This window comes from Dechloromonas denitrificans (genome assembly GCF_001551835.1).
Taxonomy (GTDB): domain Bacteria; phylum Pseudomonadota; class Gammaproteobacteria; order Burkholderiales; family Rhodocyclaceae; genus Azonexus; species Azonexus denitrificans.
Window position 1 is genome coordinate 486,603 of record NZ_LODL01000035.1, and the last position, 23,290, is coordinate 509,892.

Genomic DNA, 23,290 nt, shown 5'->3' on the forward strand with positions numbered 1-23,290 from the left:
TCACCCTGCAGTGCAAGGCAAAATGTTGAAGTGGATATTGACGCTGGTGGTGGCGATCTTCCTGCTGGGCATCATCAGCCCGCATCTGGCGCGCTTTATCCGTTTCGGCCAGTTGCCGGGGGACGTCAGTTTCCGCTTGCGGGGCCGGCACTACGCCTTTCCGTTCGCGACGATCATCCTCAGTTCCCTACTGCTCTGGCTGCTCTCCAGGCTCATTTAGGCAGCACTTGACGGCGCTGACCCGGGCGGCGTGAATGCGCGCCGGAATGCTGCCCTTGTCGGCGCAGGCGGCGGCGATTTTGCCCGCTTCCACGGCGTTGACCGCAGCCAGTGCGGCGAGCAGCCGGGCCGGACTCTCATAGTTGCGATCATGCCAGCCGAGGCGGCCCGTGTAGTCGCACAGGCAGGCGTCGAGGAGTTGCTGGAAGCGTTCCGGGCGGCGCAGGGCATCAGTCTTCTCGAGCAGCGAAACAATGGTGCTGGCCCGCAACTCGGCGGCACGGTGGATATTGCCGTGATAGCGGGCCGTCAGTAGCGCCAGGTCGCGGCAGTCATTCGGCACGCGCAGGCGGGCGCACAGTTGTTCAGTTAGCTGCACGCTGCGTTCTTCATGGCCGAGATGGCGCGGCAGGATGTTGGCCGGTGTCGTCGCCTTGCCGAGATCGTGGGTCAGCGCGGCAAAGCGGACTGGCAGCGCGAAATTGCGGCGGGCGGACTGGTCGATGACCAGCATCGTATGAATGCCGGTGTCGATTTCCGGATGATAGTCGGCCCGTTGCGCCACGCCGAACAGCGCATCGACTTCCGGTAGCAGGCGGGCCAGCGCGCCGCAGTCGCGCAGCACGCCGAACATCCGCGAGGGCTGTACTTCCATCAGGCCCTTGGCCAGTTCCTGCCAGACCCGTTCGGCGACCAGGTGGTCGACTTCCCCGCTGGCGACCATGGCGCGCATCAGGGCCTGGGTTTCGGGGGCAATCGAAAAATCATGGAAACGTGCCGCAAAGCGAGCAATGCGCAGGATGCGTACCGGATCTTCGGCAAAAGCCGGACCGACGTGGCGGAGGATTTTGGCCTGCAGATCCTGTTGACCACCGAAGGGGTCGACCAGGCTACCGTCGGCGGCTTTGGCCATCGCATTGATGGTCAGGTCGCGGCGGGCCAGATCCTCTTCCAGGGTGACTTCCGGTGCGGCATGAAAGCTGAAGCCATGGTAGCCGCGGCCGGTTTTGCGCTCGGTCCGGGCCAGTGCGTATTCTGCGTGCGTTTTCGGGTGCAGAAACACCGGGAAATCCTTGCCGACCGGGCGAAAGCCCTTGGCCAGCATGGCTTCCGGTGTGGCGCCGACGACGACGTAGTCGTGGTCGGCGCTGGGCCGACCGAGCAGTTCGTCACGGACGGCGCCGCCGACGATGTAGATCTGCACGGTCGGGCCGGACTTAGCGCCCGGCGCGGAAGCGGAAGCCGTCGAGCTTGCCCTTCGGCGTGTTGAGCGCAATGTAGGTCGGGGCGATGGCTTCCAGTGCCGTCGGCTGCCAGTTGGCCGGCGGCTTGCAGTTGCCCTCGCAGACGCTGTCGCGCTGCATTGAGCGCAGGTTGTCCGGCGACATCATCGGCTTCGGCGCCAGCCACATCAGGCCGGCCTGCAGATAGGCCCAGCCTTCGGAAAGCGGCACGATGGTGGCTTTGCTGCCGGTTAGCTGGGCGGTGTAATCAACCAGTTCGCGCAGCGTGTAAACCTTGGGGCCGACCAGGTCATAGGCCTGACCGTAGGTGCTGCTGTCGCCCAGGCAGTCGACAAAGGCATCCGCCACGTCGGCGGCCCAGACCGGCTGAAAGCGGGCGTGACCGAAGCCGAGCGGGAAGAACGGCAGCTTTTTCAGAACGCTGGCGAACATCGACAGGAAGGAGTCGCCGAGGCCGAAGATCACGGAAGGACGGAAGACGGTGACATCGAGTTCGTTGCGGGCGGCGAGCACGATGGCTTCGCCGTCGCCCTTCGAGCACAGGTATTCGGACGGGCCTTTGGGGTCGGCATTCAGGGCGCTCATGTGCACCAGGCGACGAACGCCGGCCGCCTTGCAGGCGGCGATGATCTTCTTCGGCAGTTCGACGTGCGCCTCGGCAAAATCCTTGCTGTAGGGCAGCTTGACGTCGTGGCTGTGCAGGATGCCGACCAGGTTGATCACGGCATCCTGATCCTGCATCAGCGCGGCCAGGGTTTCTGTGCAGTGGATGTCCGCTTCCGGCATCTCGACATTCGGCTGAATGATCAGCGCCTTGGTGCGCTCGCGCCGACGGGTCGGGATGGTGACCTCAATGCCGCGTTGTGACAGGCGATTGGCGATATAGGTACCGAGAAAACCGCTACCCCCCAGCAGCAAGACCTTTTTGATGTCCATGTGGAACCCCGGAAGCTTGATTCGAAAAACTTGAATTTTAAGGCAAATCGGCTTCTTTGGGCCATTTGCCGGCGCCGGCCGGCGCGGTGCCTGGCCCTCAGGCGCTTTCGGTTCGCCGCAAAGCCTGTTCGGCCGCCGAGTTGAACAGCGACTCATTGCTGCTGAGCTGGGCGCGCCCGGCTTTGAGCATCTGTTCAAGAATGTTCGGGTGGATGGCCAGGGCGAATTGCCAGTCCGGGTTGGCGAGCAACAGCATGCCGCTTTCCGGACTGATCTGGCAGAGGCGGCCGCAGATCGGCGGCTTGCCGTTCAGGGTGAGGCTGAGCCAGACGCCGGGACGGACGGCGGCACGCAGCCGCGACGCCTCGGCTTGATTGCCGCTCAGGTCGATGATCTTGAGCAGCAGATGGCCGGCGCTCAGTTCGCTGACGCCGGGTTTGGCTGCGGCCGGTATGGCTGGCGTCTGGTCGGCCGGGACCGGCGGAGGCGCGCCGGTGGCGCGCATGGCGGCGGTTTGCAGCGCAAAGCAGGTGTCGAGGAAAGCGCCCTGGGTTTCTTCCGGGAGACCGATGCGCGCCATGCCGGCATTCAGGCGTTGCAGCAAGGCCGGTAACATCTTGGCCAGCCGTTTGCGGTCGTCGATCTCGGCTTTCGGCTCGATGCTCCACAGCAGGTTGCCGATCAGCGCCAGGTTCTCCTGCCAGTCGGTGCTTTGTTCGCCGCCTTCCATCCAGTTGACGACGAGAACCTTGAGCCAGTGCTGGTGCAGGAAGCCGACGATACTGGCCGGGACGTCCGGGCGCAGGTAGCCGTCAATGACCTGGCGGGCGCGCCGTTCGGCCTGCTTGCGCCGGTCGAGCTGGTAGAGCAGCGGCAGATAGGCCTCGGCCGCCAGCTCGGCGGCCTTGTCGCGGCCGGCGATCAGCGCGTTCAATTCGCCGATCCGCGCGTTGAACACCTGATTATCGTTACGGAATTCGGTGCGAGCACGGCTCGCGATGGCCTGGATGTCGACGCACAGCGGATGCCGTGCGGAGACTTCGTGGGCCAGGCCGAGGGCGGCCCGGGCCATCTTGTCGAGCAACAGCCGGGCCGGGTGGTTTTCGGTGGTGAAGAAAGCGGCATCCAGCATGGCTGCCTTCAGGGTCGGAATCTGCAGGCTGGCGAGGGCCGACTTGATCGGGTCAGGCAGGGTCGGCGAGGCGAAAATCGCTTCGAAGATGCGGGCGATGGCGTCGATCGTCGCTGCTTCGGGGGCGCCACTGGGAATGCCCAGCCGATCCGAATCCAGGGGCTGCGGCGTCGCGGACGGCGCAGGCTCGGCGGTGAACAGGCCGGGAATCAATGTTTCCAGCGAGGGGCTGGTGGCCGTTGGCGAGAAGTTGCTGACCGGGGTTGGGCGAGCCGGCTTGTCCAGTTCGTCGAGGCGGGTCAGCAGACGTTCCAGCATGGCCTGGGAAAACAGGTGGGCGGCTGGGCCGGCGATTGGCAGCGCTGCCTCGCCGGCCGGCCCGAGCAGTTGCCGTTGCAGCAGTGCTGCCGGGTTCGGTGTGTTGACCGGCGTCCCGCTGGCGCCCGCCGAGTCGGAGGCGGTAACGATTGCCGCTTGCGCGGCGCCCACCTTATTGCCGGCCAGGAAATCGTTCAGTGACGCGTAAAGGACCGTCAGATTCTTGGCAAAGTAATCTTCCAGCCGGTCGATCCGCTCCAGGGTCTGGTCATGGCCTTCGCCCAATTCGTTGCACAGATCGGTCAGGCCGAGAGCAATGCCCCTGGGGCCGACCGGATTGTCGGCGGTGCTCAGGTCGGGACGGTCGAGCAGGGTCACGAAGCGTAGATAGACCCGCCACAGGTCGCCGCCGGTTCGCTCCATCAAGTGAGCCGAAAATTCGCCGAGGCGGATTTCCAGTTCGAGATCGCTCTCGCCAACCAGCGAAATGCGCGAAGCGGTCAGCCCCTTGGCGTCCTCAAAACTGCTGCGCCGGCCGGTTGACACCATTTCGTCGAAATAGGCGCCGACCGTCTGCTGGAAGGCCTGTACCGCACGGGCCGAGACCGGCTCCGCTTCCTGGAGCAATTGGCCGAGCTGCTTCAGATACAGCATCCGGCAGTCGCGCAGGATCTGCAAGTCGTCAGCCGGGAGTTGGCTGGCGGGGCTGGAAGCGGGTGGGGTGGCCATTCCGGGGGGCGTGTGACTAAGAGGTTAAGGCAGGTCGGCATCCTTGAGGGCATCGGTGCTACGCGGGCCGATGACGCCAAGGCGGGCTTTCAGTGAGTCGGGTTTGCCATTGAACAATGCCGAGTAATAAACGGCGTTGCTCATGACTTTCTTGACGTAGTCGCGGGTTTCGCTGAAGGGAATGGTTTCGGCGTAGATCGCCCCTTCCAGCGGCCGGTCGGCCCGCCACTTCTTGGCGCGGCCGGGGCCGGCGTTGTAGGCAGCCGAGGCGAGCACCGGGTGGTTGTCGAGGTTTTCCATGACCAGGCGCATGTAGCTGGTGCCGAGCAGAACGTTGGTCTGGGTGTCGGTGACCTGGCTGTGGTTGTATTCGCGCAGGCCGATCTTCTTGGCGACCCATTTGGCGGTGGCCGGCATCAGTTGCATCAGGCCGGAAGCGCCGACATTGGACTTGGCGCTGGTGATGAAGCGGCTTTCCTGGCGCATCAGACCGTACACCCAGGCATCGTCGAGCGATTGGTTGAGGGCGGCTGGGCGGACATGTTCGCCGTAGGGAGCGAGAAAGCGCAGCGTGTAGTCGTGTTCGTACTTGGTCCGGTCGGCAGTATTGATGGCCCGGTCCCAGATCTGGTTGCGCTTGGCGAGGTCGGCGACAGCGAGCAGTTCGCGGTCTTCCATGCCGCGCAGCGCCCAGTTCCATTCCTTGACCGCTTCGGTCCGCAGGTCGAGGCGGAAGAAGGCCAGGGCGCGGCGGATACCTGGATTGTCGCGGGCGGCCTTCTGTTCCTCGCTGGTCGGTGCCTTGGCCCTGGCCGGTGGCATGACGACGCGATCGAGTTCCTCGTCGGCCAGATTGCCGTAAAAATTAGGCTGGCCGGCGATCTTCTCGAACAGTGCGTCGGCATCGGTAGTCCGGCCGCCGGCTTTCTGGGCCCGTCCCAGCCAGTAGATCCATTCCGGCTTGGCGGCCAGTTCGGCCGGCATGGCCTGGATGGTGTCGCGGACGATGCCCCACTCCTGGGCGCGCAGCGCAGCCCGCACTTTCCACTGATAGCCCTCGTCGGAGAGCGGCGCCTTGCCGGTATTGGCGTACCAGCCGACGGCTTCCGGCAGATGTTTCTTGGCGGCCTGCAGGCCGATCTGGCTCCAGGCCCACTGTTTCTCGGAATCCTGCAGGCGGTTTTTCAGCTTTTCCAGCTCGTCGACCGCAGCCCTCGGGTCGTTGGTCGCAATGCGCTGCACGGCAATTGTCGCCAGCTCTCGGCCGGCCCGGCTGGTGTGCCAGTTGGCGGGCTGGCGGACGAGATAGCCCATCGCATTGTTGAGGGCAGCATCGAGGGCGCGGCTGTCGGGCATCTGGCTGTCCGGCAGGTAGTTCAGCGTCGTCTTGGCCCAGCCCGGCCGGTTGGCCTCGATCTGGCGGCGGGCACGTGTCCAGACATCGTCGATGCTCAGCCGCTGGCTGGCGATCAGGTTGTCGAACACCGGCCGGCAGGCCTCCGGCGGTTCAAGCTGGCTCAGCCAGAGCTTCTCGGCTTCGTCGAGCACGCTCTTGTCGTCGCGGGCGAGGCGGGCCTGCTGGTTGTAACAGGTGATCTCCGGCTCGGGGGCGAGCAGTTTCGGGTATTCACTCTCGATTTCGTTCCACGTGGAACGCTTGCCCAACCAACGGATCCAGTCGGCCCGCAATTTCTCGGCGACGTAGCTCTTTTCGTAGCGTTCGAAGAAGTTGCGCAGGCTGGCCGCATCGCCCTGGTCCATCCACATGCGCAGCCGGTAGCTCTCGGCGTAGGGCGCCAGTTCGTGGTTGCCGAGCTGGGCCGTGGCGCGCTCCAGCTTGTTGCGGTCGCCGGCGCGGAAGGCGTCGCGGGCGGCGAGGAAGGCCGCGTCGCGACTATCCTGAGCAAAGACGGGAAAGGCGAGCGAGAGGCCGAGGATGAGGACGCGAAACTTCATGCTAGATTTGGCGGATGACTGAGCTGATCGAGGATAACACGGGCTGGCGACGGGCGTTGCGGCGTGAGATGGTTGCGCGCCGGGCGGGGCTCGACGATGCGGCGCATGCCGCCCTGTCGGCGCGCATCGTCGGGCATTTGGGGGCGAGCTTGCCGGTGCCGCGGATTGCCGCCTTTTGCTGGCCGATTAAGCATGAGCCGGATGTGCGGGCGATTGTCGCGCACTGGGCGGCCGCCGGCGCGCAGGCCGCCTTGCCGGTTGTCGTTGCCGAGAATGCGGCGCTGGCTTTCCGGATTTGGGAGAGCGGGACGACGCTGGCACCGGATCGTTACGGCATCCCGACCCCGGTCAGCGGTGACTGGGTGACGCCGGACCTGATCCTGTTGCCGCTCAACGGTTTCGATGCGGCCGGCTATCGCCTGGGTTACGGCGGCGGCTATTTCGACCGTACGCTGGCGGCGCTCTCCCCTCGCCCGCTGGCGGTCGGCGTCGGTTTCGAGGTCAACCGGCTGGCCAGCATCCGACCGGAAAGCCACGATCAGCGGCTGGACTGGATCGTTACCGAGGCCGGCGCCTTCAGACCGTCTGCCGCCTGATGCCGTAGATGCCGAGCGCGAAGAGGCCGGCGCTGAGCCCGGCGAGAACCGCTTGCCGCAGGTCGTAGAGGCCGGTGCGCAGGGCCAGTTCCAGCGTGTAGCCGTGGAGCAGCGCGAGCAGGGTCGAGCCGATGGCGACCGCCAGCCAGGAACGGCGCTGGCTGGCCGCGGCCGCCTTACGCAGAAAGAGTTCGATGGCCAGACCGCTGACGATGGATTGGGCGAGCATGGCGCCGATCAGGGACCAGATGCTCAGGCTGAAGGGATTCATGCGGCGGCGCAGGTGGTCAAGAAACGTTTGAGGGCAGCTTCGAGGGTGCTGCGCGGGCAGCCGAAATTCAGCCGCAACCAGCCCGGCGCCCCGAAATCGGCGCCGTCGGAGAGGCCGAGACCGTGTGCTTCGAAGTGGGCGGCCGGTTGGGCGAGGCCGAGGCCGCGCACATCGATCCAGGCCAGGTAGGTCGCTTCGATCGGGTTCACTTTTACCCCGCTGATTGCGTCGACCGCAGCTCTCACCAGGTCGCGGTTGCCGGCAAGGTAGGCGATCAACTCGCGGTGCCAGTCGGTGCAGTCGCGGTAGGCGGCTTCGCAGGCGGCGAGGCCGAGCACGTTGGCGTGCGGCACGATGCCGTCCATCGCCTGCCGGAAACGCCGGCGCAATTGCGGGTCGGGAATGATCGCGAAGGCGCAGCCGAGGCCGGGAATGTTGAAGGTCTTCGACGGTGCCATCAGCGTGATGCTGCGCTGGGCTGCATCCGGCGACAGGCTGGCGAACGGGATGTGGCGTTGGTCGGCGTCGAGAATCAGGCCGCAGTGGATTTCGTCGGAACAGACAACCAACTCGTTGGCGGCGGCGAAAGCCGCCAGGTCGAGCAGTTCTGCCCGGCTCCAGCAGCGGCCGACCGGGTTGTGCGGGTGGCAGAGCAGGAACAGGCGGGTGGCTGCGGTCGACGCCTGCTCCAGGGCAATTTTGTCCCATTGCCAGCGGCCGTCAACGTTGGCCAGTTCGACCCGGTTCAGTTGGCGGCCGGACAGCCGTGGGGCCGACAGAAACGGCGGGTAGATCGGCGTCGCCGTCAGCACCTCGCCGTCGACCGCCCGGCAGGCGATGTTCAGGCCGCTGACCAGGCCCGGCAGCCAGACGATCCAGTCGCGCTCAATTGACCAGTCATACTCATTTTTGAGGTGAGTAAGCACTGACTCTTCCAGCGACGGCCAGGGGTGGCCGTAGCCAAAAACCCCTTGCTCGATGCGCTGGTGCAGGGCGGCGATGACCGGGGGCGGCGCGGCGAAGTCCATGTCCGCCACCCACAGCGGCAGGATGTCACGACCGGCGTACTTGCCCCATTTGATGGAGTCGGTATGGCGCCGGTCGATCGGCTGGTCGAAGCGGCTCAAACTTCGAGGTGCTGATACAGGGCGGTGGACAGATAGCGTTCGCCGAACGATGGAATGACGACGACGATCAGCTTGCCGGCGTTTTCCGGGCGCTTGGCCAGTTCGAGCGCGGCCCAGGTGGCGGCACCGGAGGAAATACCGACCAGCAAGCCCTCTTCCGTCGCCATGCGGCGGGCAATGGCGAAGGCGTCGTCATTCTTGACGCGGATCACTTCGTCGTAGATCTGGGTATTGAGCACGCCCGGCACGAAGCCGGCGCCGATGCCCTGGATCGGGTGCGGCCCCTTGGCGCCGCCGGACAGTACCGGCGAGGCATCGGGTTCGACGGCGACGATCTGGACCCCCGGCTTGCGGGCCTTCAGTACTTCGCCCACCCCGGTCACGGTGCCGCCGGTGCCGACGCCGGCGACGAAGATGTCGACCTGGCCATCGGTGTCGCGCCAGATCTCCTCGGCGGTAGTGCTGCGGTGCACGGCTGGATTGGCCGGATTTTCAAACTGCTGCGGGATGAAGTATTTCGGGTCAGCCTCGGCCAGCGCTTTGGCCTTGGCGATCGCACCGCCCATGCCGTCCGGGCCCGGGGTCAGGATCAGTTCGGCGCCATAGGCCTTGAGCAGCAGCTTGCGCTCGCGGCTCATCGTTTCCGGCATGGTGAAGGCGCACTTGATGCCGCGCGCTGCACAGACCATGGCCAGGCCGATGCCGGTATTGCCGGAGGTCGGCTCGAGGACGACGGTATCCGGCCCGATCTTGCCGGCCGCTTGGGCGGCGTCGAGCATGGCGACCGCGATGCGGTCCTTGACGCTGTGCCCGGGATTGAAGAATTCGAGTTTGGCGACGACGGTGGCGCCGGCGCCCTCGGTGACGCGGTTGAGCTTGACCAGCGGCGTGTTGCCGACCAGTTCGGTAACGTTGTTGGCGATTTTCATGGCGGCTCCTGATGAAGATCAGGAATTGTAGGCGACTCCGTGCTTGCTGTGGGTAGGTCTGCACTCGCTTTGCGGCGCGCCGAACAGCGCACCCCGCCCGAGATCGATCGCGGCCGCCCTGGCCCGGGCCAGATCGGCCACCGTATCGATGCCGGCCAGTTCGCGCGCATTGCCGCTCAGGCCACTGGCGGATTCGCTGCTGGCGAGCTGGATGATTTCCGGCTGCAGTTCGCCGACGGCGGCCAGATCGGTTGCCGAATCCGGCTGGCGCAGGGCCAGCCGGTAGCCGCGTCGACGGTAGTTGCCGAGCGCGGCGAGCCGGTGCGGGTCGCTGCCGAGCTGGCTGGCAGAAAACTCGAGCACGATATCCTCCGGGGCCAGGCCGCAGCGTTTCAGGATGGCCTCGTAGACCAGGCCGTGCTGGTTCGGCACGGCCAGCAGGTGGCGCGGGTGGATGGCCAGTTGCAGGTAGCCGCCGGCGTAGCGGCGCTGGGCGAGGAAATTGAGGGCATGCAGGGTGCGGCACAGGCGGTCGAAATGGACGATCGCTTCGGCGCTTTCGCATGCAGCATAGGCGGCCTCGGCGCTGACTGGCGTGCCGTCCTCATGGCGGGCGGCCAGCACCGCCCGGTGGCCGACGATGCGTTCCTGCGCCAGATCGACAATCGGCTCGAACAGCGACCCCAGGCGCAAGCCGCGGTGCCAGGCAGCGGCCCGTTCGCCGGCCGGGTAGAGGCTGCTGTCGCCGGAGCTGTCGGCGGTATTGAAATAACGGATCAGGTCGCCCAGCGGCATCATCTTCCCCTGGCGCTTCAGATGAAAAGGGCGGGTCCTGCGGTCGACACCGCAGAAAAGGCAATTTTGCGCATGAAAAAACTCCGGTCAAGCTGCGCCAGAAAGCGCGATGACCGGAGTCTAGGGAGCGTGCCTTATTCTGTAAAAGAATTGATTCTTACAAAAATATAAGCAAAGCCGATTAGCCGAGGAAGAGCTTGTAGACCGGGTTGTCGCTCTCATCCCAGTGGGCGTAGCCGAGCTTGGTCAGGAAGTTCCGGAACTCGCTCATCTCGCCCGGCGGCACCTGCATGCCGACCAGCACGCGGCCGTAGTCGGCACCGTGGTTGCGGTAATGGAACAGGCTGATGTTCCAGCCGGCGCTCATCTGGGTCAGGAAATTCATCAGCGCGCCCGGCCGTTCCGGAAATTCGAAGCGGTAGAGCAGTTCGCGCAGGCCGCCGTTTTGTTCCGCTTCGCAGGCGGCTGGGGCATGGCCGCCGACCATGTGCCGGATATGGTTCTTGGCCATCTCGTCGTCGGTGAGGTCGAGCGTCGGGTAGCCGTGTTTCTGCAGGCTATCGACCAGCTTCAGCGATTCCTTGCGGTCGACCACCTGGACACCGACAAAAACATGGGCCTCGCTAGCCGTGTGGTAGCGGTAGTTGAATTCGGTGACGTTGCGCTTGCCGATCAGGCCGAGGAACTTCTTGTAGGCGCCCGGCTTCTCGGGCAGCGTCACGGCGAACACCGCTTCACGCTGCTCGCCGAATTCGGCGCGCTCGGCGACGAAGCGCAGGCGGTCGAAATTCATGTTGGCGCCGGAGGTCACGGCGACCAGGTTCTTGTCCTTCAGCTTGTGCTGGCGGGCGTATTCCTTGGCGCCGGCGACGGCCAGCGCGCCGGAGGGTTCGAGGATGGAGCGGGTGTCCTCAAAAACGTCCTTGATCGCGGCGCAGATGGCGTCGGAGTCGACCAGGATGACTTCGTCGAGGTATTCCTTGCACAGCCGGAAGGTTTCCTCGCCGACCAGCTTGACGGCGGTGCCGTCGGCGAACAGACCGACCTGGTCGAGGCGCACCCGCTTGCCGGCGGCCAGCGACTGTTTCATCGCATCGGCGTCGAAAGTCTCGACCCCGATCACCTTGACGTCCGGGCGCAGGCGCTTGATGTAGGCGGCCACCCCGGCCGCCAGACCACCGCCGCCGATGGCGCAGAACACGGCATGGATCGGGCCATTGTGGCGCGAATGCTGGCGCAGGATTTCCATCGCCACGGTGCCCTGCCCGGCGATCACTTCCGGATCGTCGAACGGATGCACGAAGGTCAGCTTCTCGGATTTTTCCAGCTCCAGCGCATGGGCGTAGGAGTCGTCGAAAGAGTCGCCGAATAGCACGACTTCGCCGCCGCGCCGTTTGACCGCGTCGATCTTGATGCCCGGCGTCGAGGTCGGCATGACGATGACCGCCCGACAGCCGACCTTGGCCGCCGACAGCGCGACGCCCTGGGCGTGGTTGCCGGCCGAGGCGCAGATGACGCCGCGCTTCAGCTTTTCGGCCGACAGGCTGGCGATCTTGTTGTAGGCGCCGCGCAGCTTGAAGGAGAACACCGGCTGCATGTCTTCGCGCTTAAGAATGATCTTGTTGCCGACTCGGGCGGAAAGGTTGCCAGCCAGTTCGAGCGGCGTTTCGATCGCCACGTCGTAAACCTGTGCGTTGAGAACTTTTTCGAGATAATCGGGGTGCATGGCGCGATTCTTAAAGGCAAAAGGGGGATTCTACGGGTGGAGTGGCTAAACGTCACGGCGGAAAGCGGGCTTTGGGGCTTGCTGGCTGCCAGTTTCCTGTCGGCCACGGTGCTGCCCGGCGGTTCCGAAGCCCTGCTCTGGGGTTTTCTGAAGCTGCATCCCGGTGAATACGGGGCCGCCCTGCTCCTTGTCACCGTTGGCAATACGGCGGGCGGCATGACCTCCTGGTGGTGCGGCCGCTACCTGCCCCGCTGGCAAAGGCTGGAGCGCTTGCCGCACAAGGAAAAACTCGAACGCTGGGGCAGCCCGGCCCTGCTGCTGGCCTGGGCGCCGCTGATTGGTGACGCGTTGTGTCTGGCTGCCGGCTGGCTGCGGCTGCACTGGCTGCCGTGCTGTCTGTTCATGGCGCTCGGCAAATTCGTCCGTTACTGGCTGGTCGCCCAGTCGGCGCTGAATTAACTGCAGCAGGGATCGCTTCACTCTTTGGCGGCAGCAGGCTGAACCTTTGCCAAGTTCGCAGAGTCTATCTCTGCCGACGTGTTGCGCTGCAATACGCTAAAATTTATCTTTTGACGGACCCCGGCTGCTTCCATGACTGCCCGCCTGCGCGAAATACCTTACAACTACACTTCGTTTTCCGATCGCGAGATCGTTATCCGCCTGCTCGGCGCCGACAATTGGGCCGTGCTCGACGAGCTCCGCGCCGAGCGCGTCACCGGCCGTTCGGCACGCATGCTCTACGAGGTGCTGGGCGATATCTGGGTCGTGCAGCGTAACCCCTATTTGGAAGACGATCTGCTGGCCAACCGCGAGCGCCGCGAGGCGCTGGTCAATGCCCTGCACCACCGTCTTTCCGAAGTGGAAAAGCGCCGCGAGGCAACGGAAAACGAAGGTCCGGAACGCGCCGCCAAGGTCAAGCGGCTGGTCGATGCGGCGCGCGATGCGGTGAACCGTTTTGCCGAGCGCTTCGGTGAAACGCATGACCTGCGCCGCAAGGTCCAGAAAATTCTCGGCAAGCACACGCGCAAGGACAACATTGCGTTCGATGGCCTGGCCCGTGTCTCGCATGTCACCGACGCCACCGACTGGCGCGTCGAGTACCCCTTCGTCGTCCTCTACCCGGATACCGAAGAGGAAATCGGCCATCTCGTCCGCGGTTGCATCGAAGCTGGCCTGACCATCATCCCGCGCGGCGGCGGCACCGGCTACACCGGCGGCGCCGTGCCGCTGACGCCGCGCTCGGCGGTGATCAATACCGAAAAGCTGATCGACATCGGCCCGGTCGAGGAAATCGTGCTGCCCGGCCATACGGCGCCCTACGCGACCATTCGCACCGGTGCCGGCGTCGTCACCGAACGCGTTGCGGAAGCCGCCTCGGCCGCCGGCCGCGTCTTTGCCGTTGACCCGACCTCGGCCAGCGCCTCCTGCATCGGCGGCAATATCGCGATGAATGCCGGCGGCAAGAAGGCCGTGTTGTGGGGTACCGCGCTCGACAACCTGGCCTGGTGGAAGATGGTCGATCCGGACGGCAACTGGCTGGAAGTCGAACGCCTCAACCACAACTACGGCAAGATCCACGAGCAGGAGAAGGTCGAGTTCCGCCTGAAGCGTTTCGATCCGAGCGGCAAGAAACTGCTCGGCGAGGAAATCCTCAGCATCGCCGGTGCCGCCTGCCGCAAGGTCGGCCTCGGCAAGGACGTTACCGACAAGTTCCTGGGCGGCGTGCCCGGCGTCCAGAAGGAAGGTACCGACGGCCTGATCGTCGCTGCCCGCTGGGTGCTGCACAAGATGCCGCCGGTGGTGCGCACGGTCTGTCTCGAATTCTTCGGTCAGGTCCGCGAAGCGGTCCCCGCCATCGTCGAAATCACCGACTACTTCAAGCCGGGCGGCGCCGGTCTGGCGGCCGGCGTCCAGTTGGCCGGCCTTGAGCATCTCGACGAGCGCTACGTCAAGGCAGTCGGCTACGCGACCAAGGCCAAGCGCCACGGTCGGCCGAAAATGGTGCTGCTCGGCGATCTCGTCGGTCACGACGAAAATGCCGTGATGGCGGCTGCTTCCGAAGTCGTCCGCATGTGCAACCTGCGCGCGGCGGAAGGCTTCATTGCGGTCAACGCCGAAACGCGCAAGAAATTCTGGCTCGACCGTTCGCGGACGGCGGCTATTTCCCGTCACACTAACGCCTTCAAGGTCAATGAAGACGTGGTCATCCCGCTGCCGCGCATGGGCGACTATTGCGATGGGATCGAACGCATCAATATCGAGCTGTCCACGCAGAACAAGCTGGCCTTGTGCGACGCGGTCAGCGAATTCCTCAAGGGTGACCTGCCCCTGCACCGCGGCGATACGACGATCGACTCCGAGGTCTTGATCGGCGATCGCCGGCAGGCCGCGCTCGATTACGTGAACGCAGTTCGCCTGCGCTGGGAATGGTTGCTGGAGAATCTCGACCTGCCGCTGGCCGAGGCCGAGTCGCGCTTTGCGTCCTACGGCGTACAGGCCGGCGAACTGACCAACAAGGCGGCCAATCCGAAGCTGTTCCACCGTCTGCAGGACTATTCGGTGCGCACTTCCTGGAAGCAGGAACTGCATGCCCGCCTGATCAAGATTTTCGACGGCGGGGTCTATCGCCCGATCGTCGAGCGGATCGAGGCCATCCACAAGGAAGTGCTGCGCGGCCGCGTCTTCGTCGCACTGCACATGCACGCCGGCGACGGCAACGTGCATACCAACATCCCGGTCAATTCCGACAATTACGAGATGCTGCAGACGGCCAACAAGGCGGTCGAGCGCATCATGCATCTCGCCCGCTCGCTGGATGGCGTCATTTCCGGCGAACACGGCATCGGCATCACCAAGCTGGAGTTCCTGAGCGAAGCCGAACTGGCCCCCTTCCGCGCCTACAAGCAGAAGGTCGATCCGGAAGGCCGCTTCAACAAGGGCAAGCTGATGCCGCATGGCGATCTCGGCAACGCCTACACGCCATCGTTCAGTCTGCTGGGCACCGAGTCGCTGATCATGGAGCAGTCCGAAATCGGCAAGATTTCCGATATGGTCAAGGACTGCCTGCGTTGCGGCAAATGCAAGCCGGTCTGCTCGACGCACGTGCCACGGGCCAACCTGTTGTACAGCCCGCGCAACAAGATTCTCGCCACGTCGCTGCTGGTCGAGGCCTTCCTCTACGAAGAACAGACCCGGCGCGGCATTTCGCTGAAGCATTTCGACGAATTCAACGACGTCGCCGACCATTGCACGGTCTGCCATCGTTGCGTCAAACCCTGTCCGGTCGACATCGATTTCGGCGATGTTTCCGTCGCCATGCGTAATTTCCTGCGCAAGCAGGAGAAAAAGCGCTTCAGCCCGGGTACTGCCGCGGCGATGACCTACCTGAACCTGAAGGATCCGGCGACCATCAAGCTGATGCGCGGCGTCATGATGGACTTCGGCTTCAAGGCGCAGCGCCTGGCCTACAAGGCCGTCAAGACGCTCGGCCTGGTCCGCGAAACGCGGGCCCATCCGCCGGCCACGGTCGGCGCGCCGACGGTCAAGACGCAGATCATCCACTTCCTGAACCGGCCGATGCCGGGCAACCTGCCCAAGCGGACCTCGCGCGCCCTGCTCGATATCGAGGACGACAAGGTCATCCCGGTCATCCGCAATCCGAAGAAGACGACCGAAGAATCCGATGCCGTTTTCTACTTCCCGGGTTGCGGTTCGGAACGGCTCTTCTCGCAGGTCGGCCTGGCCACCCAGGCTATGCTCTACGAAATCGGTGCGACGACGGTGTTGCCGCCGGGCTACCTGTGCTGCGGCTACCCGCAGAACGCTTCCGGGGATGAGGACAAGGGCCAGAAGATCACCACCGACAATCGCGTGCTCTTCCATCGCGTCGCCAATACCCTGAACTACCTCGACATCAAGACGGTGATCGTCTCCTGCGGTACCTGCATGGATCAACTGCAGAAGTACCAGTTCGAGAAGATCTTCCCGGGCTGCCGCCTGCTCGACATCCATGAGTATTTGATGGAAAAGGGCGTCAAGCTGAATGGCGTTGAGGGGACGCGCTACATGTATCACGATCCCTGCCATACGCCGATCAAGACCTACGCGCCGCTGGCGGTGACCAAGGCGCTGATGGGCCAGGAGGTGCCGCTGACCGACCGCTGCTGTGGCGATGCCGGCTCCTTTGCCTACTCCCGCCCGGATATCGCGACCCAGGTCAAATTCCGCAAGCAGGAAGATATCGAGACCCAGGCCGCCGCGCTGCGGGCCGATGGCTTCAAGGGCGACGTCAAGATCCTGACCTCCTGCCCGGCCTGCTTGCAGGGTCTGTCGCGCTACGAGGACGACGCCGATACCAAGGCCGACTACATCGTGGTCGAGATGGCCAAGTACCTGCTTGGTGAAAATTGGGCCGCACAGTATGTTGACCGCGCCAATAACGGCGGGATCGAGCGCGTTTTGCTCTGATCGCAACGGTTTTTAATCGCCGGCCGTGAATTTCTTGCTGGATTCACGGCCGCGGTTGCGCTATTAAGGTTCCGGTGTAATGCTAGAAAAAAATGACCGGAGCTTTGAACGTGGCAAATGGCGCCAATTCCAAATCATGTGAACTTTGCGTTTCAAGCGGCGGCACGGTGCTCTGGGAGTCACCGGTCTGCCGGGTGGTGCGCGTCGCGGATCCCAACTACCCGGGCTTTTGTCGGGTCATCTGGACGGCCCACATCCGTGAGATGACCGACCTTGATGCCGGCGAGCGGCGCAGCCTGATGGATGTCGTCTTCGCCGTCGAGGGGGTCATCAGAAGCCTGTTCGCGCCGGACAAGATCAACCTGGCCAGTTTTGGCAATGTCGTGCCGCATGTGCACTGGCATGTCATTCCGCGCTGGCAGGAAGACCGCCATTTTCCCGAGCCGATCTGGGGCACCGTGCAGCGTGAAGGTCGGCCGGGGGCGCCGACGGTTGATGATGCCACCCTGGCCGACGCCCTGTCCCGGGCGCTTGGCGGCAGTACGCAATAGGGAACCCCATGAACGATAACTTCAGGGCAAGCGAACTCTCGATTCGCGATCTGCAAACCGGGGCTAACCTGCTGGCCCAACTGCCGCTGGCCAACCCGCTGGCCGCCGAGCAGCAACTGATCCGCCTGCTCGATAGCCTGCTGGTGGAGCCGCCGGATCCCGGCGTGTTGTTTGCGTTGCTGGAACAGGCACGGGTACCGATGTGTTTCGTCGAAGAAGAAATGGCGCGGCGCTATCACAACAAGCCACTCGCCCTGAGCGATGACGAAGAGGCGTCTTTCGAGCAGGTGGTCGCCGTCTGGCGCAAGACCAGCAAGGCCTATGCGCTGTGCGCGCGCCTGGAGGAACCGGACGCCGCCAACACGCAGTACGCGTCATTGATGGCGACCATCCTGCATCGCTGCCTCTACTACACGGGGATGATCATCCTCGAGCATTACCGCGCTCGCCGCGAGTTGCCGGCCGGTATCTGGATGGAATTGCATGGCTATTACGAGACCGCCGAAGAATGGGGGGTTGCCTGTTTGCCCGTCGAGGATGTCCTGGAAAACAACTTGCAGGCGACGCACTGTGCCGCAGCCTACGCCACCCTGTTGCTGATCGATCTGGCCAGCCCGTACAGCAACAGCGTCCGCAACCTGAACTTGATTCGGCGTTGGGCCGGCCTGTGGGCGCCACTGATTTCACTGCACCGACTCGACGACGAGCCGAATATTCCACCCTACATCGTCGAATTGATGAAGGATGCCCCCTTGCATCCAAGCGCGGCGGCTGATGAGCCGGGTAGCGATGCCCGCCGTCTTGATACGACGCGTCTGGGCTTGCAGATCAATCACCTGCTCAGCCAGTTGCACCAGCGCATCACGCCGTCCCAGCTTGGTCTGGGGGAAGAAACCAGCAGCCATGTCATCCAGTTGCTCGAGCATCTTTCCCGGCCATGGAGCCAATTGGCTTCGCCCCGGCGATTCCGGCGCTTTCCGACGACCGGGATCGCCCGGGTGGCGACGGGTCTGGAGGCGATTCATTTCTCGGTGACCGGGCGTGAATTCACTCAGCCGGATTCGGCAAGTGCCTATTCGCGGGGTGATTTCGACCAGCTATTTACCTTCCGCGACCGGGCCGAGCCCGGCCAGGCCTTAAGCATCAAGCCCAGCATCAGCTTTCCCATTGATGAATGGTCGGTCATCAACCATTCCGCCAATGGTTTTCGCCTGGCCCGCAGCGGCGCCGGCCAAAAGCTGGCGCACGGCCAGTTGATGGCTGTCTGCCCGCACGATGGTGAGCATTTCCTGCTCGTTCAGGCCAGTTGGTTGATGCAGGAAGAGAGTGGTGGCCTGATCGTCGGCGTCGCCAGCCTGCCGGGCATGCCGAGCGGGGTCGGGGTACGCTATGCGGCGACCAGCGCCTCCGGTGGGGAGGATTTCGTACGGGCCTTCCTGTTGCCGGCGGTACCGGCGATTCACGAAGCTGGCTCGATCGTCATTCCGGTCGGGATGTACCAGGCCAGTCGGGTCCTCGACGTATTTAACGGCGAGGCACACTGGCAGGTGCGATTGAAGCACATCCAGCAGCGTGGGCTCGATTTCGACCGGGTCAGCTACGATCCTCTTTGACCTATCTTGCCGCCAGAGCGGAACGAGTGCGCTAAACTAGCGCCCTTATTCTGGAGGAAATTATGGCTGGTATTGATCGGGATACACCGATTCCGAGCGAAATCAAATTGCATCAGAAATCGCGCATGCTGGAGATTTCCTACGAGAGCGGTGAAAGTTTCAAGCTGGATTTCGAATACTTGCGTGTGTACACTCCTTCGGCCGAAGCGCGGGGGCATGGCCCAGGTCAGGAAACGCTGCAGACCGGCAAGCGGAATGTCGAGATTGAACGCGTCGAGCCAGTCGGCACCTACGCGTTGCGTTTCGTTTTTTCCGATGGTCACGACAGCGGCCTGTATTCGTGGGACTTGCTTTATAACCTGGGCGCCCACCACGACGAGCTATGGCAGGCCTATCTTGAGCAGATTGAGGGGCAAGGTCTGTCGCGTGACATAGATACGACATCGCGCCCTGCTGCCGGCGGCAGCTGCGGCCATCATCATTGATACCATGAACCACGATAAAACCCATTTTGGCTTTGAAACGGTCGCCGAACAGGAAAAAGCACGGCGTGTTGCCGATGTTTTCGACTCGGTAGCCAGTCGCTATGACCTGATGAACGACTTGATGTCGGGGGGCATGCATCGCCTGTGGAAGGCCTTTACCATTCAGCGCAGCGGTGTCCGTGAAGGCTCCCGGGTGCTCGATGTGGCCGGTGGTACCGGCGACCTGTCGCTGGCCTTCGCCAAGCGCGTCGGCAAGAGCGGCGAGGTCTGGCTCACCGATATCAACAACGCTATGCTGGCTCGCGGGCGTGATCGCTTGCTCGACAAGGGCTACATGGTGCCGGCCGCGCAGTGCGATGCTGAGAAGCTGCCTTTCCCGGACGATTACTTTGATTGTGTCACTGTCGCCTTCGGTTTGCGCAACATGACACACAAGGATGGCGCGCTGGCCGAAATGTATCGTGTGCTGCGCCCGGGCGGGCGCCTGCTGGTGCTGGAGTTTTCCAAAGTCTGGAAGCCGCTGGCACCGGTTTACGACTTCTATTCTTTCCAGGTCATTCCGCGGGTCGGCAAGCTGGTCACCAACGATTCCGATAGCTATCGCTATCTTTCCGAATCAATCCGGGTGCACCCGAGCCAGGAAGAATTGAAGGGCATGATGGAAGACGTCGGTTTTGAAAAAGTCGAATTTTTCAACATGGCATTCGGGGTGGTCGCCCTGCATCGTGGGTATAAGTTCTGAATCCACGCTGTTCGCCGAATATCGCTGTAGGTGATTTCTTGCTGACGATACCGTTTGAACGCCTCCTGCCCCGCATTCTGAATCACCTGATTCAGAATGAGACGTGGGCTTCGGAACGGCTGCGTCCATTTGATGGCAAGCAGACCCTGATCCGCGCGGGGGGGCTGGATATCTACCTGGTCGTTGATAGTCGTGGTTTCTTTGCCGCCGGCTCCCCAAAAGAACCGGTCGCGGTAACCGTGAATCTGCCGGCGGACACACCGGCCAAACTACTGCTTGATAAAGATGCTGTCTTTCAAGCGGCCAGATTATCGGGTTCCATTGATTTTGCGGAGACCCTGGCTTTTGTTTTTCGCAATTTGCACTGGGATATCGAAGCAGATTTGGCGGCGTATGTCGGGGATATACCGGCATACCGCCTTGAAAGACTCCGCCAGAAAGTGTTTTCGGTAACCAGGGAATCCGCCAGCAAAGCGACGCAAAACATAGTCGAGTATTTAACCGAAGACTCCGATTCGCTGCCGCCACCGCGCGAAGTCGCAGCCTTCATCCGCGAAGTCGATGTCTTGCGTGATGCGGTCGCCCGATTCGAGAAAAGACTGGCCGCTCTTTGACGGCTAACGCGGACAAATAAAAAGGGCAGCCTAGGCTGCCCTTTTTGCGTCCATGAAACAGACTCAGTGAACCGACTTGCGCAGGCGCTGGATAGCCTGAAGCTGGGCGATGGCCTGAGCCAGTTCAGCTTCTGCAGCAGCGTAGTCGACTTCAGCCTGCCGATTGGCAAGAGCTTCTTCGGCCCGCTTTTTGGCTTCGAGTGCCTTGGCTTCATCCAGATCATGCGCCCGGATGGCCGTATCGGCCAGCACGGTAATCATGTCAGGCTGAACTTCCAGCATGCCACCGGATACATAGACCAGCTCAAATTCGCTTTGATCCTGCACCTTCAGACGAATGGTGCCGGGCTTGATGCGGGTGAGCAAGGGCGTATGGTGCGGCAGAATGCCGAGTTCCCCGGCTTCACCGGGAAACACCGCCATTTCGACCAGGCCGGAGAAGATGGACTCCTCGGCGCTGACGACATCACAATGAACAGTCATAACCATCGCTGGCTCCTATGCTGAGGCTGCATTACTGCAGCGTCTTGGCCTTTTCGATGACTTCCTCGATACCGCCAACCATGTAGAACGCTTGTTCCGGCAGGTGATCGTATTCACCGGCGCAAATGCCCTTGAAGCCCTTGATCGTGTCCTTGAGGGAAACGAACTTGCCCGGCGAACCGGTGAAGACTTCAGCGACGTGGAACGGCTGCGACAGGAAACGCTGGATCTTACGAGCACGGGAAACAGCGAGCTTGTCTTCCGGAGACAGTTCGTCCATACCCAGAATTGCGATGATGTCGCGCAGTTCCTTGTAGCGCTGCAGGTTCATCTGCACCGCACGGGCAACGGAGTAGTGCTCTTCACCAACGACCTGCGGGTCGAGCTGGCGGGAGGTTGAGTCGAGCGGGTCGACAGCCGGGTAGATACCCAGCGAAGCGATGTCACGCGACAGCACGACCGTGGAGTCCAAGTGCAGGAAGGTGGTGGCCGGGGACGGATCGGTCAAGTCATCGGCAGGCACGTAAACGGCTTGGATGGAGGTGATCGAGCCAACCTTGGTCGAGGTGATCCGCTCTTGCAGACGGCCCATTTCTTCCGCCAGCGTCGGCTGGTAGCCCACGGCGGAAGGCATACGGCCGAGCAGTGCGGAAACTTCCGTACCAGCCAGCGTGTAGCGATAGATGTTATCGACGAAGAACAGAATGTCGCGGCCATCGTCACGGAAACGCTCGGCCATGGTCAGACCAGTCAGCGCGACGCGCAGACGGTTGCCCGGCGGCTCGTTCATCTGACCGAACACCATCGCGACCTTGTCGAGAACGTTGGAGTCCTTCATTTCGTGGTAGAAGTCGTTACCTTCACGGGTACGTTCACCGACGCCAGCAAACACGGACAAACCGGCGTGCTGTTTGGCGATGTTGTTGATCAGTTCCATCATGTTGACGGTCTTGCCAACGCCGGCGCCACCGAACAGACCGACCTTGCCGCCCTTGGCGAACGGGCAGATCAGGTCGATAACCTTGATGCCGGTTTCCAGCAGATCGATGGAAGAGGACAGCTCGTCGAACTTCGGAGCCGGTGCGTGGATTTCGCGCAGCTCGTTGCTGTCAATCGGGCCAGCTTCGTCGATCGGACGGCCGAGGACGTCCATGATGCGACCCAGCGTACCCATACCGACCGGCACGGAGATGCCGGCACCGGTGTTATTTACTTTCATGCCGCGGCGCAGGCCGTCGGATGAACCCATGGCGATGGTGCGAACTACGCCGTCACCCAGTTGTTGCTGAACTTCAAAGGTCAGGCCTTCTTCGGCCATGCCATTGACTTCGGCAGCATCCAGCTTGAGCGCGTCGTACACCTTCGGCATGGCATCGCGCGGGAAGTGGATGTCCACAACGGCGCCGATGCACTGAACGATGGAACCTTGACTCATATTCAAATCCCCAATAATTAAAAGCTTCGCGCTTGCGTCAGACGGCGGCTGCACCGCTTACGATTTCCGAGAGTTCCTTGGTAATCGCGGCCTGACGGGCCTTGTTATAGACCAGCTTCAATTCACCGATGACGTTCTTGGCGTTGTCGGATGCAGACTTCATGGCGACCATCCGGGCGGATTGCTCGGAGGCCATGTTTTCAGCCACAGCCTGATAAATCAAAGCTTCTACATAACGGATCAGAAGATCGTCGATAACGGCCTTGGCTTCGGGTTCGTAGACATAATCCCAACTCGAATTCGACTTGGTGGTCGACCCGACGGCATCGTCGGAAAGGGGAAGAATCTGCTCGAACACCGGTTCCTGCTTCATCGTGTTGATGAAGCGGGTGTAGCCAATGTACAGCGCGTCGATCTCGCCATTCATGTAGGCGTCGAGTTGAACCTTGACCGGCCCGATGAGTTTTTCCAGATGCGGCGTGTCGCCAAGGCCAATTACGCTGGAGACAACCTTGGCGCCAGCGCGTTGCATGAAGCCTAAGCCCTTGTTGCCGATGCAGGTAGCCTGAAACTTTTTGCCCTGAGCATCGAATTCCTTCATCTTGATCACCGCGAGGCGCAAGAGGTTGGAGTTCAAACCGCCGCACAGACCCTTGTCCGACGTGACGAGAATCATGCCAATGTTGGCCTGCTCACGCTTGGTCAGAAACGGGTGCTTGTACTCGGTCAGGGCGTGCGACAGATTGCCTGCAACGCGCCGGATTTTCTCACCATAAGGACGGGCAGCACGCATCCGTTCCTGCGCCTTGCGCATTTTGGATGCGGCCACCATTTCCATGGCCTTGGTGATCTTTCGCGTACCTTCTACGCTCTTGATCTTGTTGCGAATTTCCTTGCCGCTAGCCATGCAATTCTCCTAGCC

21 protein-coding genes are annotated in these 23,290 nt (G+C 62.7%); 9 read left to right on the top strand and 12 right to left on the bottom strand.

Annotated features, from left to right (window positions below; translation table 11 throughout):
* The first annotated feature begins 22 nt into the window (after positions 1-22).
* Positions 23-220 carry a DUF2905 domain-containing protein gene (locus tag AT959_RS17160; RefSeq protein WP_066885739.1) on the top strand — a complete coding sequence of 66 codons (198 nt, stop codon included), beginning with the start codon at positions 23-25 and terminating at the stop codon, positions 218-220.
* On the opposite strand, the gene AT959_RS17165 is transcribed toward AT959_RS17160, so the two are convergent.
* From AT959_RS17165 to AT959_RS17180, 4 genes are all read right to left on the bottom strand, one after another.
* Positions 188-1,423, bottom strand: coding sequence for a multifunctional CCA addition/repair protein (locus AT959_RS17165; RefSeq protein ID WP_066885742.1), 1,236 nt, complete (start codon positions 1,421-1,423; stop codon positions 188-190). The genes AT959_RS17160 and AT959_RS17165 overlap by 33 nt on opposite strands.
* A gap of 13 nt (positions 1,424-1,436) precedes the next feature.
* Positions 1,437-2,399, bottom strand: a complete 963-nt coding sequence (locus tag AT959_RS17170; protein WP_066885745.1) for a complex I NDUFA9 subunit family protein — start codon at positions 2,397-2,399, stop codon at positions 1,437-1,439.
* Between the two features lie 97 nt (positions 2,400-2,496).
* On the bottom strand, positions 2,497-4,578 hold the full coding sequence (locus AT959_RS17175) for a DUF1631 family protein (protein ID WP_066885748.1): 2,082 nt from the start codon (positions 4,576-4,578) through the stop codon (positions 2,497-2,499).
* A gap of 24 nt (positions 4,579-4,602) precedes the next feature.
* Positions 4,603-6,534 (bottom strand): lytic transglycosylase domain-containing protein, encoded by a 1,932-nt coding sequence (locus AT959_RS17180; RefSeq protein WP_066885751.1) that lies wholly within the window; start codon positions 6,532-6,534, stop codon positions 4,603-4,605.
* A 14-nt stretch (positions 6,535-6,548) separates the two neighbouring features.
* Here AT959_RS17180 and AT959_RS17185 point away from each other — a divergent pair, with 14 nt between their 5' ends.
* Positions 6,549-7,130 carry a 5-formyltetrahydrofolate cyclo-ligase gene (locus tag AT959_RS17185; RefSeq protein ID WP_066885754.1) on the top strand — a complete coding sequence of 194 codons (582 nt, stop codon included), beginning with the start codon at positions 6,549-6,551 and terminating at the stop codon, positions 7,128-7,130.
* On the opposite strand, the gene AT959_RS17190 is transcribed toward AT959_RS17185, so the two are convergent.
* The 5 genes from AT959_RS17190 to ilvA all read right to left on the bottom strand — a co-directional run bounded on the left by AT959_RS17190 (position 7,111) and on the right by ilvA (position 11,978).
* Positions 7,111-7,401, bottom strand: a complete 291-nt coding sequence (locus AT959_RS17190; RefSeq protein WP_066885757.1) for a hypothetical protein — start codon at positions 7,399-7,401, stop codon at positions 7,111-7,113. The two genes, AT959_RS17185 and AT959_RS17190, sit on opposite strands and share 20 nt — an antisense overlap.
* On the bottom strand, positions 7,398-8,528 hold the full coding sequence (locus AT959_RS17195; RefSeq protein ID WP_066885759.1) for a MalY/PatB family protein: 1,131 nt from the start codon (positions 8,526-8,528) through the stop codon (positions 7,398-7,400). Before AT959_RS17195 ends, AT959_RS17190 begins: the two co-directional genes overlap by 4 nt.
* The gene (gene cysK, locus AT959_RS17200) at positions 8,525-9,457 is read right to left on the bottom strand and encodes a cysteine synthase A (RefSeq protein ID WP_066885762.1); all 933 of its coding nucleotides are present in this window, start codon (positions 9,455-9,457) and stop codon (positions 8,525-8,527) included. The genes AT959_RS17195 and cysK overlap by 4 nt, the downstream gene beginning before the upstream one ends.
* 18 nt (positions 9,458-9,475) lie before the next feature.
* Complete coding sequence (locus AT959_RS17205) at positions 9,476-10,252, bottom strand: EAL domain-containing protein (RefSeq protein ID WP_157651349.1); 777 nt, start codon at positions 10,250-10,252, stop codon at positions 9,476-9,478.
* Between the two features lie 181 nt (positions 10,253-10,433).
* Positions 10,434-11,978 carry a threonine ammonia-lyase, biosynthetic gene (ilvA, locus tag AT959_RS17210; RefSeq protein ID WP_066885767.1) on the bottom strand — a complete coding sequence of 515 codons (1,545 nt, stop codon included), beginning with the start codon at positions 11,976-11,978 and terminating at the stop codon, positions 10,434-10,436.
* Positions 11,979-12,014: 36 nt separating this feature from the next.
* On the opposite strand from ilvA, the gene AT959_RS17215 reads away from it, so the two are divergent.
* The 7 genes from AT959_RS17215 (at position 12,015) to AT959_RS17245 (ending at position 20,450) form a co-directional block, all read left to right on the top strand.
* Complete coding sequence (locus AT959_RS17215; protein ID WP_066885771.1) at positions 12,015-12,437, top strand: YqaA family protein; 423 nt, start codon at positions 12,015-12,017, stop codon at positions 12,435-12,437.
* A 132-nt stretch (positions 12,438-12,569) separates the two neighbouring features.
* Positions 12,570-16,445 carry a DUF3683 domain-containing protein gene (locus AT959_RS17220; RefSeq protein WP_066885773.1) on the top strand — a complete coding sequence of 1,292 codons (3,876 nt, stop codon included), beginning with the start codon at positions 12,570-12,572 and terminating at the stop codon, positions 16,443-16,445.
* Between the two features lie 110 nt (positions 16,446-16,555).
* The gene (locus tag AT959_RS17225; protein ID WP_240481870.1) at positions 16,556-16,996 is read left to right on the top strand and encodes an HIT family protein; all 441 of its coding nucleotides are present in this window, start codon (positions 16,556-16,558) and stop codon (positions 16,994-16,996) included.
* 8 nt (positions 16,997-17,004) lie between these two features.
* The gene (locus AT959_RS17230; protein ID WP_066885780.1) at positions 17,005-18,609 is read left to right on the top strand and encodes a hypothetical protein; all 1,605 of its coding nucleotides are present in this window, start codon (positions 17,005-17,007) and stop codon (positions 18,607-18,609) included.
* 62 nt (positions 18,610-18,671) lie between these two features.
* Positions 18,672-19,094, top strand: a complete 423-nt coding sequence (locus tag AT959_RS17235) for a gamma-butyrobetaine hydroxylase family protein (protein ID WP_066885783.1) — start codon at positions 18,672-18,674, stop codon at positions 19,092-19,094.
* 4 nt (positions 19,095-19,098) lie between these two features.
* Complete coding sequence (gene ubiE, locus AT959_RS17240) at positions 19,099-19,836, top strand: bifunctional demethylmenaquinone methyltransferase/2-methoxy-6-polyprenyl-1,4-benzoquinol methylase UbiE (protein WP_066885786.1); 738 nt, start codon at positions 19,099-19,101, stop codon at positions 19,834-19,836.
* 38 nt (positions 19,837-19,874) lie between these two features.
* Positions 19,875-20,450, top strand: a complete 576-nt coding sequence (locus AT959_RS17245; protein WP_083518466.1) for a ubiquinone biosynthesis accessory factor UbiJ — start codon at positions 19,875-19,877, stop codon at positions 20,448-20,450.
* 63 nt (positions 20,451-20,513) lie between these two features.
* Here the strand turns inward: AT959_RS17245 and AT959_RS17250 are convergent, their stop codons facing one another.
* Genes AT959_RS17250 through atpG form a run of 3 tightly spaced genes read right to left on the bottom strand, consistent with a single transcriptional unit; the run spans position 20,514 to position 23,275 of the window.
* Positions 20,514-20,939, bottom strand: coding sequence for a F0F1 ATP synthase subunit epsilon (locus tag AT959_RS17250; protein ID WP_066885791.1), 426 nt, complete (start codon positions 20,937-20,939; stop codon positions 20,514-20,516).
* A 25-nt stretch (positions 20,940-20,964) separates the two neighbouring features.
* Positions 20,965-22,368 (bottom strand): F0F1 ATP synthase subunit beta, encoded by a 1,404-nt coding sequence (atpD, locus tag AT959_RS17255; RefSeq protein ID WP_066885793.1) that lies wholly within the window; start codon positions 22,366-22,368, stop codon positions 20,965-20,967.
* A 37-nt stretch (positions 22,369-22,405) separates the two neighbouring features.
* Positions 22,406-23,275 carry a F0F1 ATP synthase subunit gamma gene (gene atpG / locus AT959_RS17260; protein ID WP_066885796.1) on the bottom strand — a complete coding sequence of 290 codons (870 nt, stop codon included), beginning with the start codon at positions 23,273-23,275 and terminating at the stop codon, positions 22,406-22,408.
* Positions 23,276-23,290: the final 15 nt, after the last annotated feature.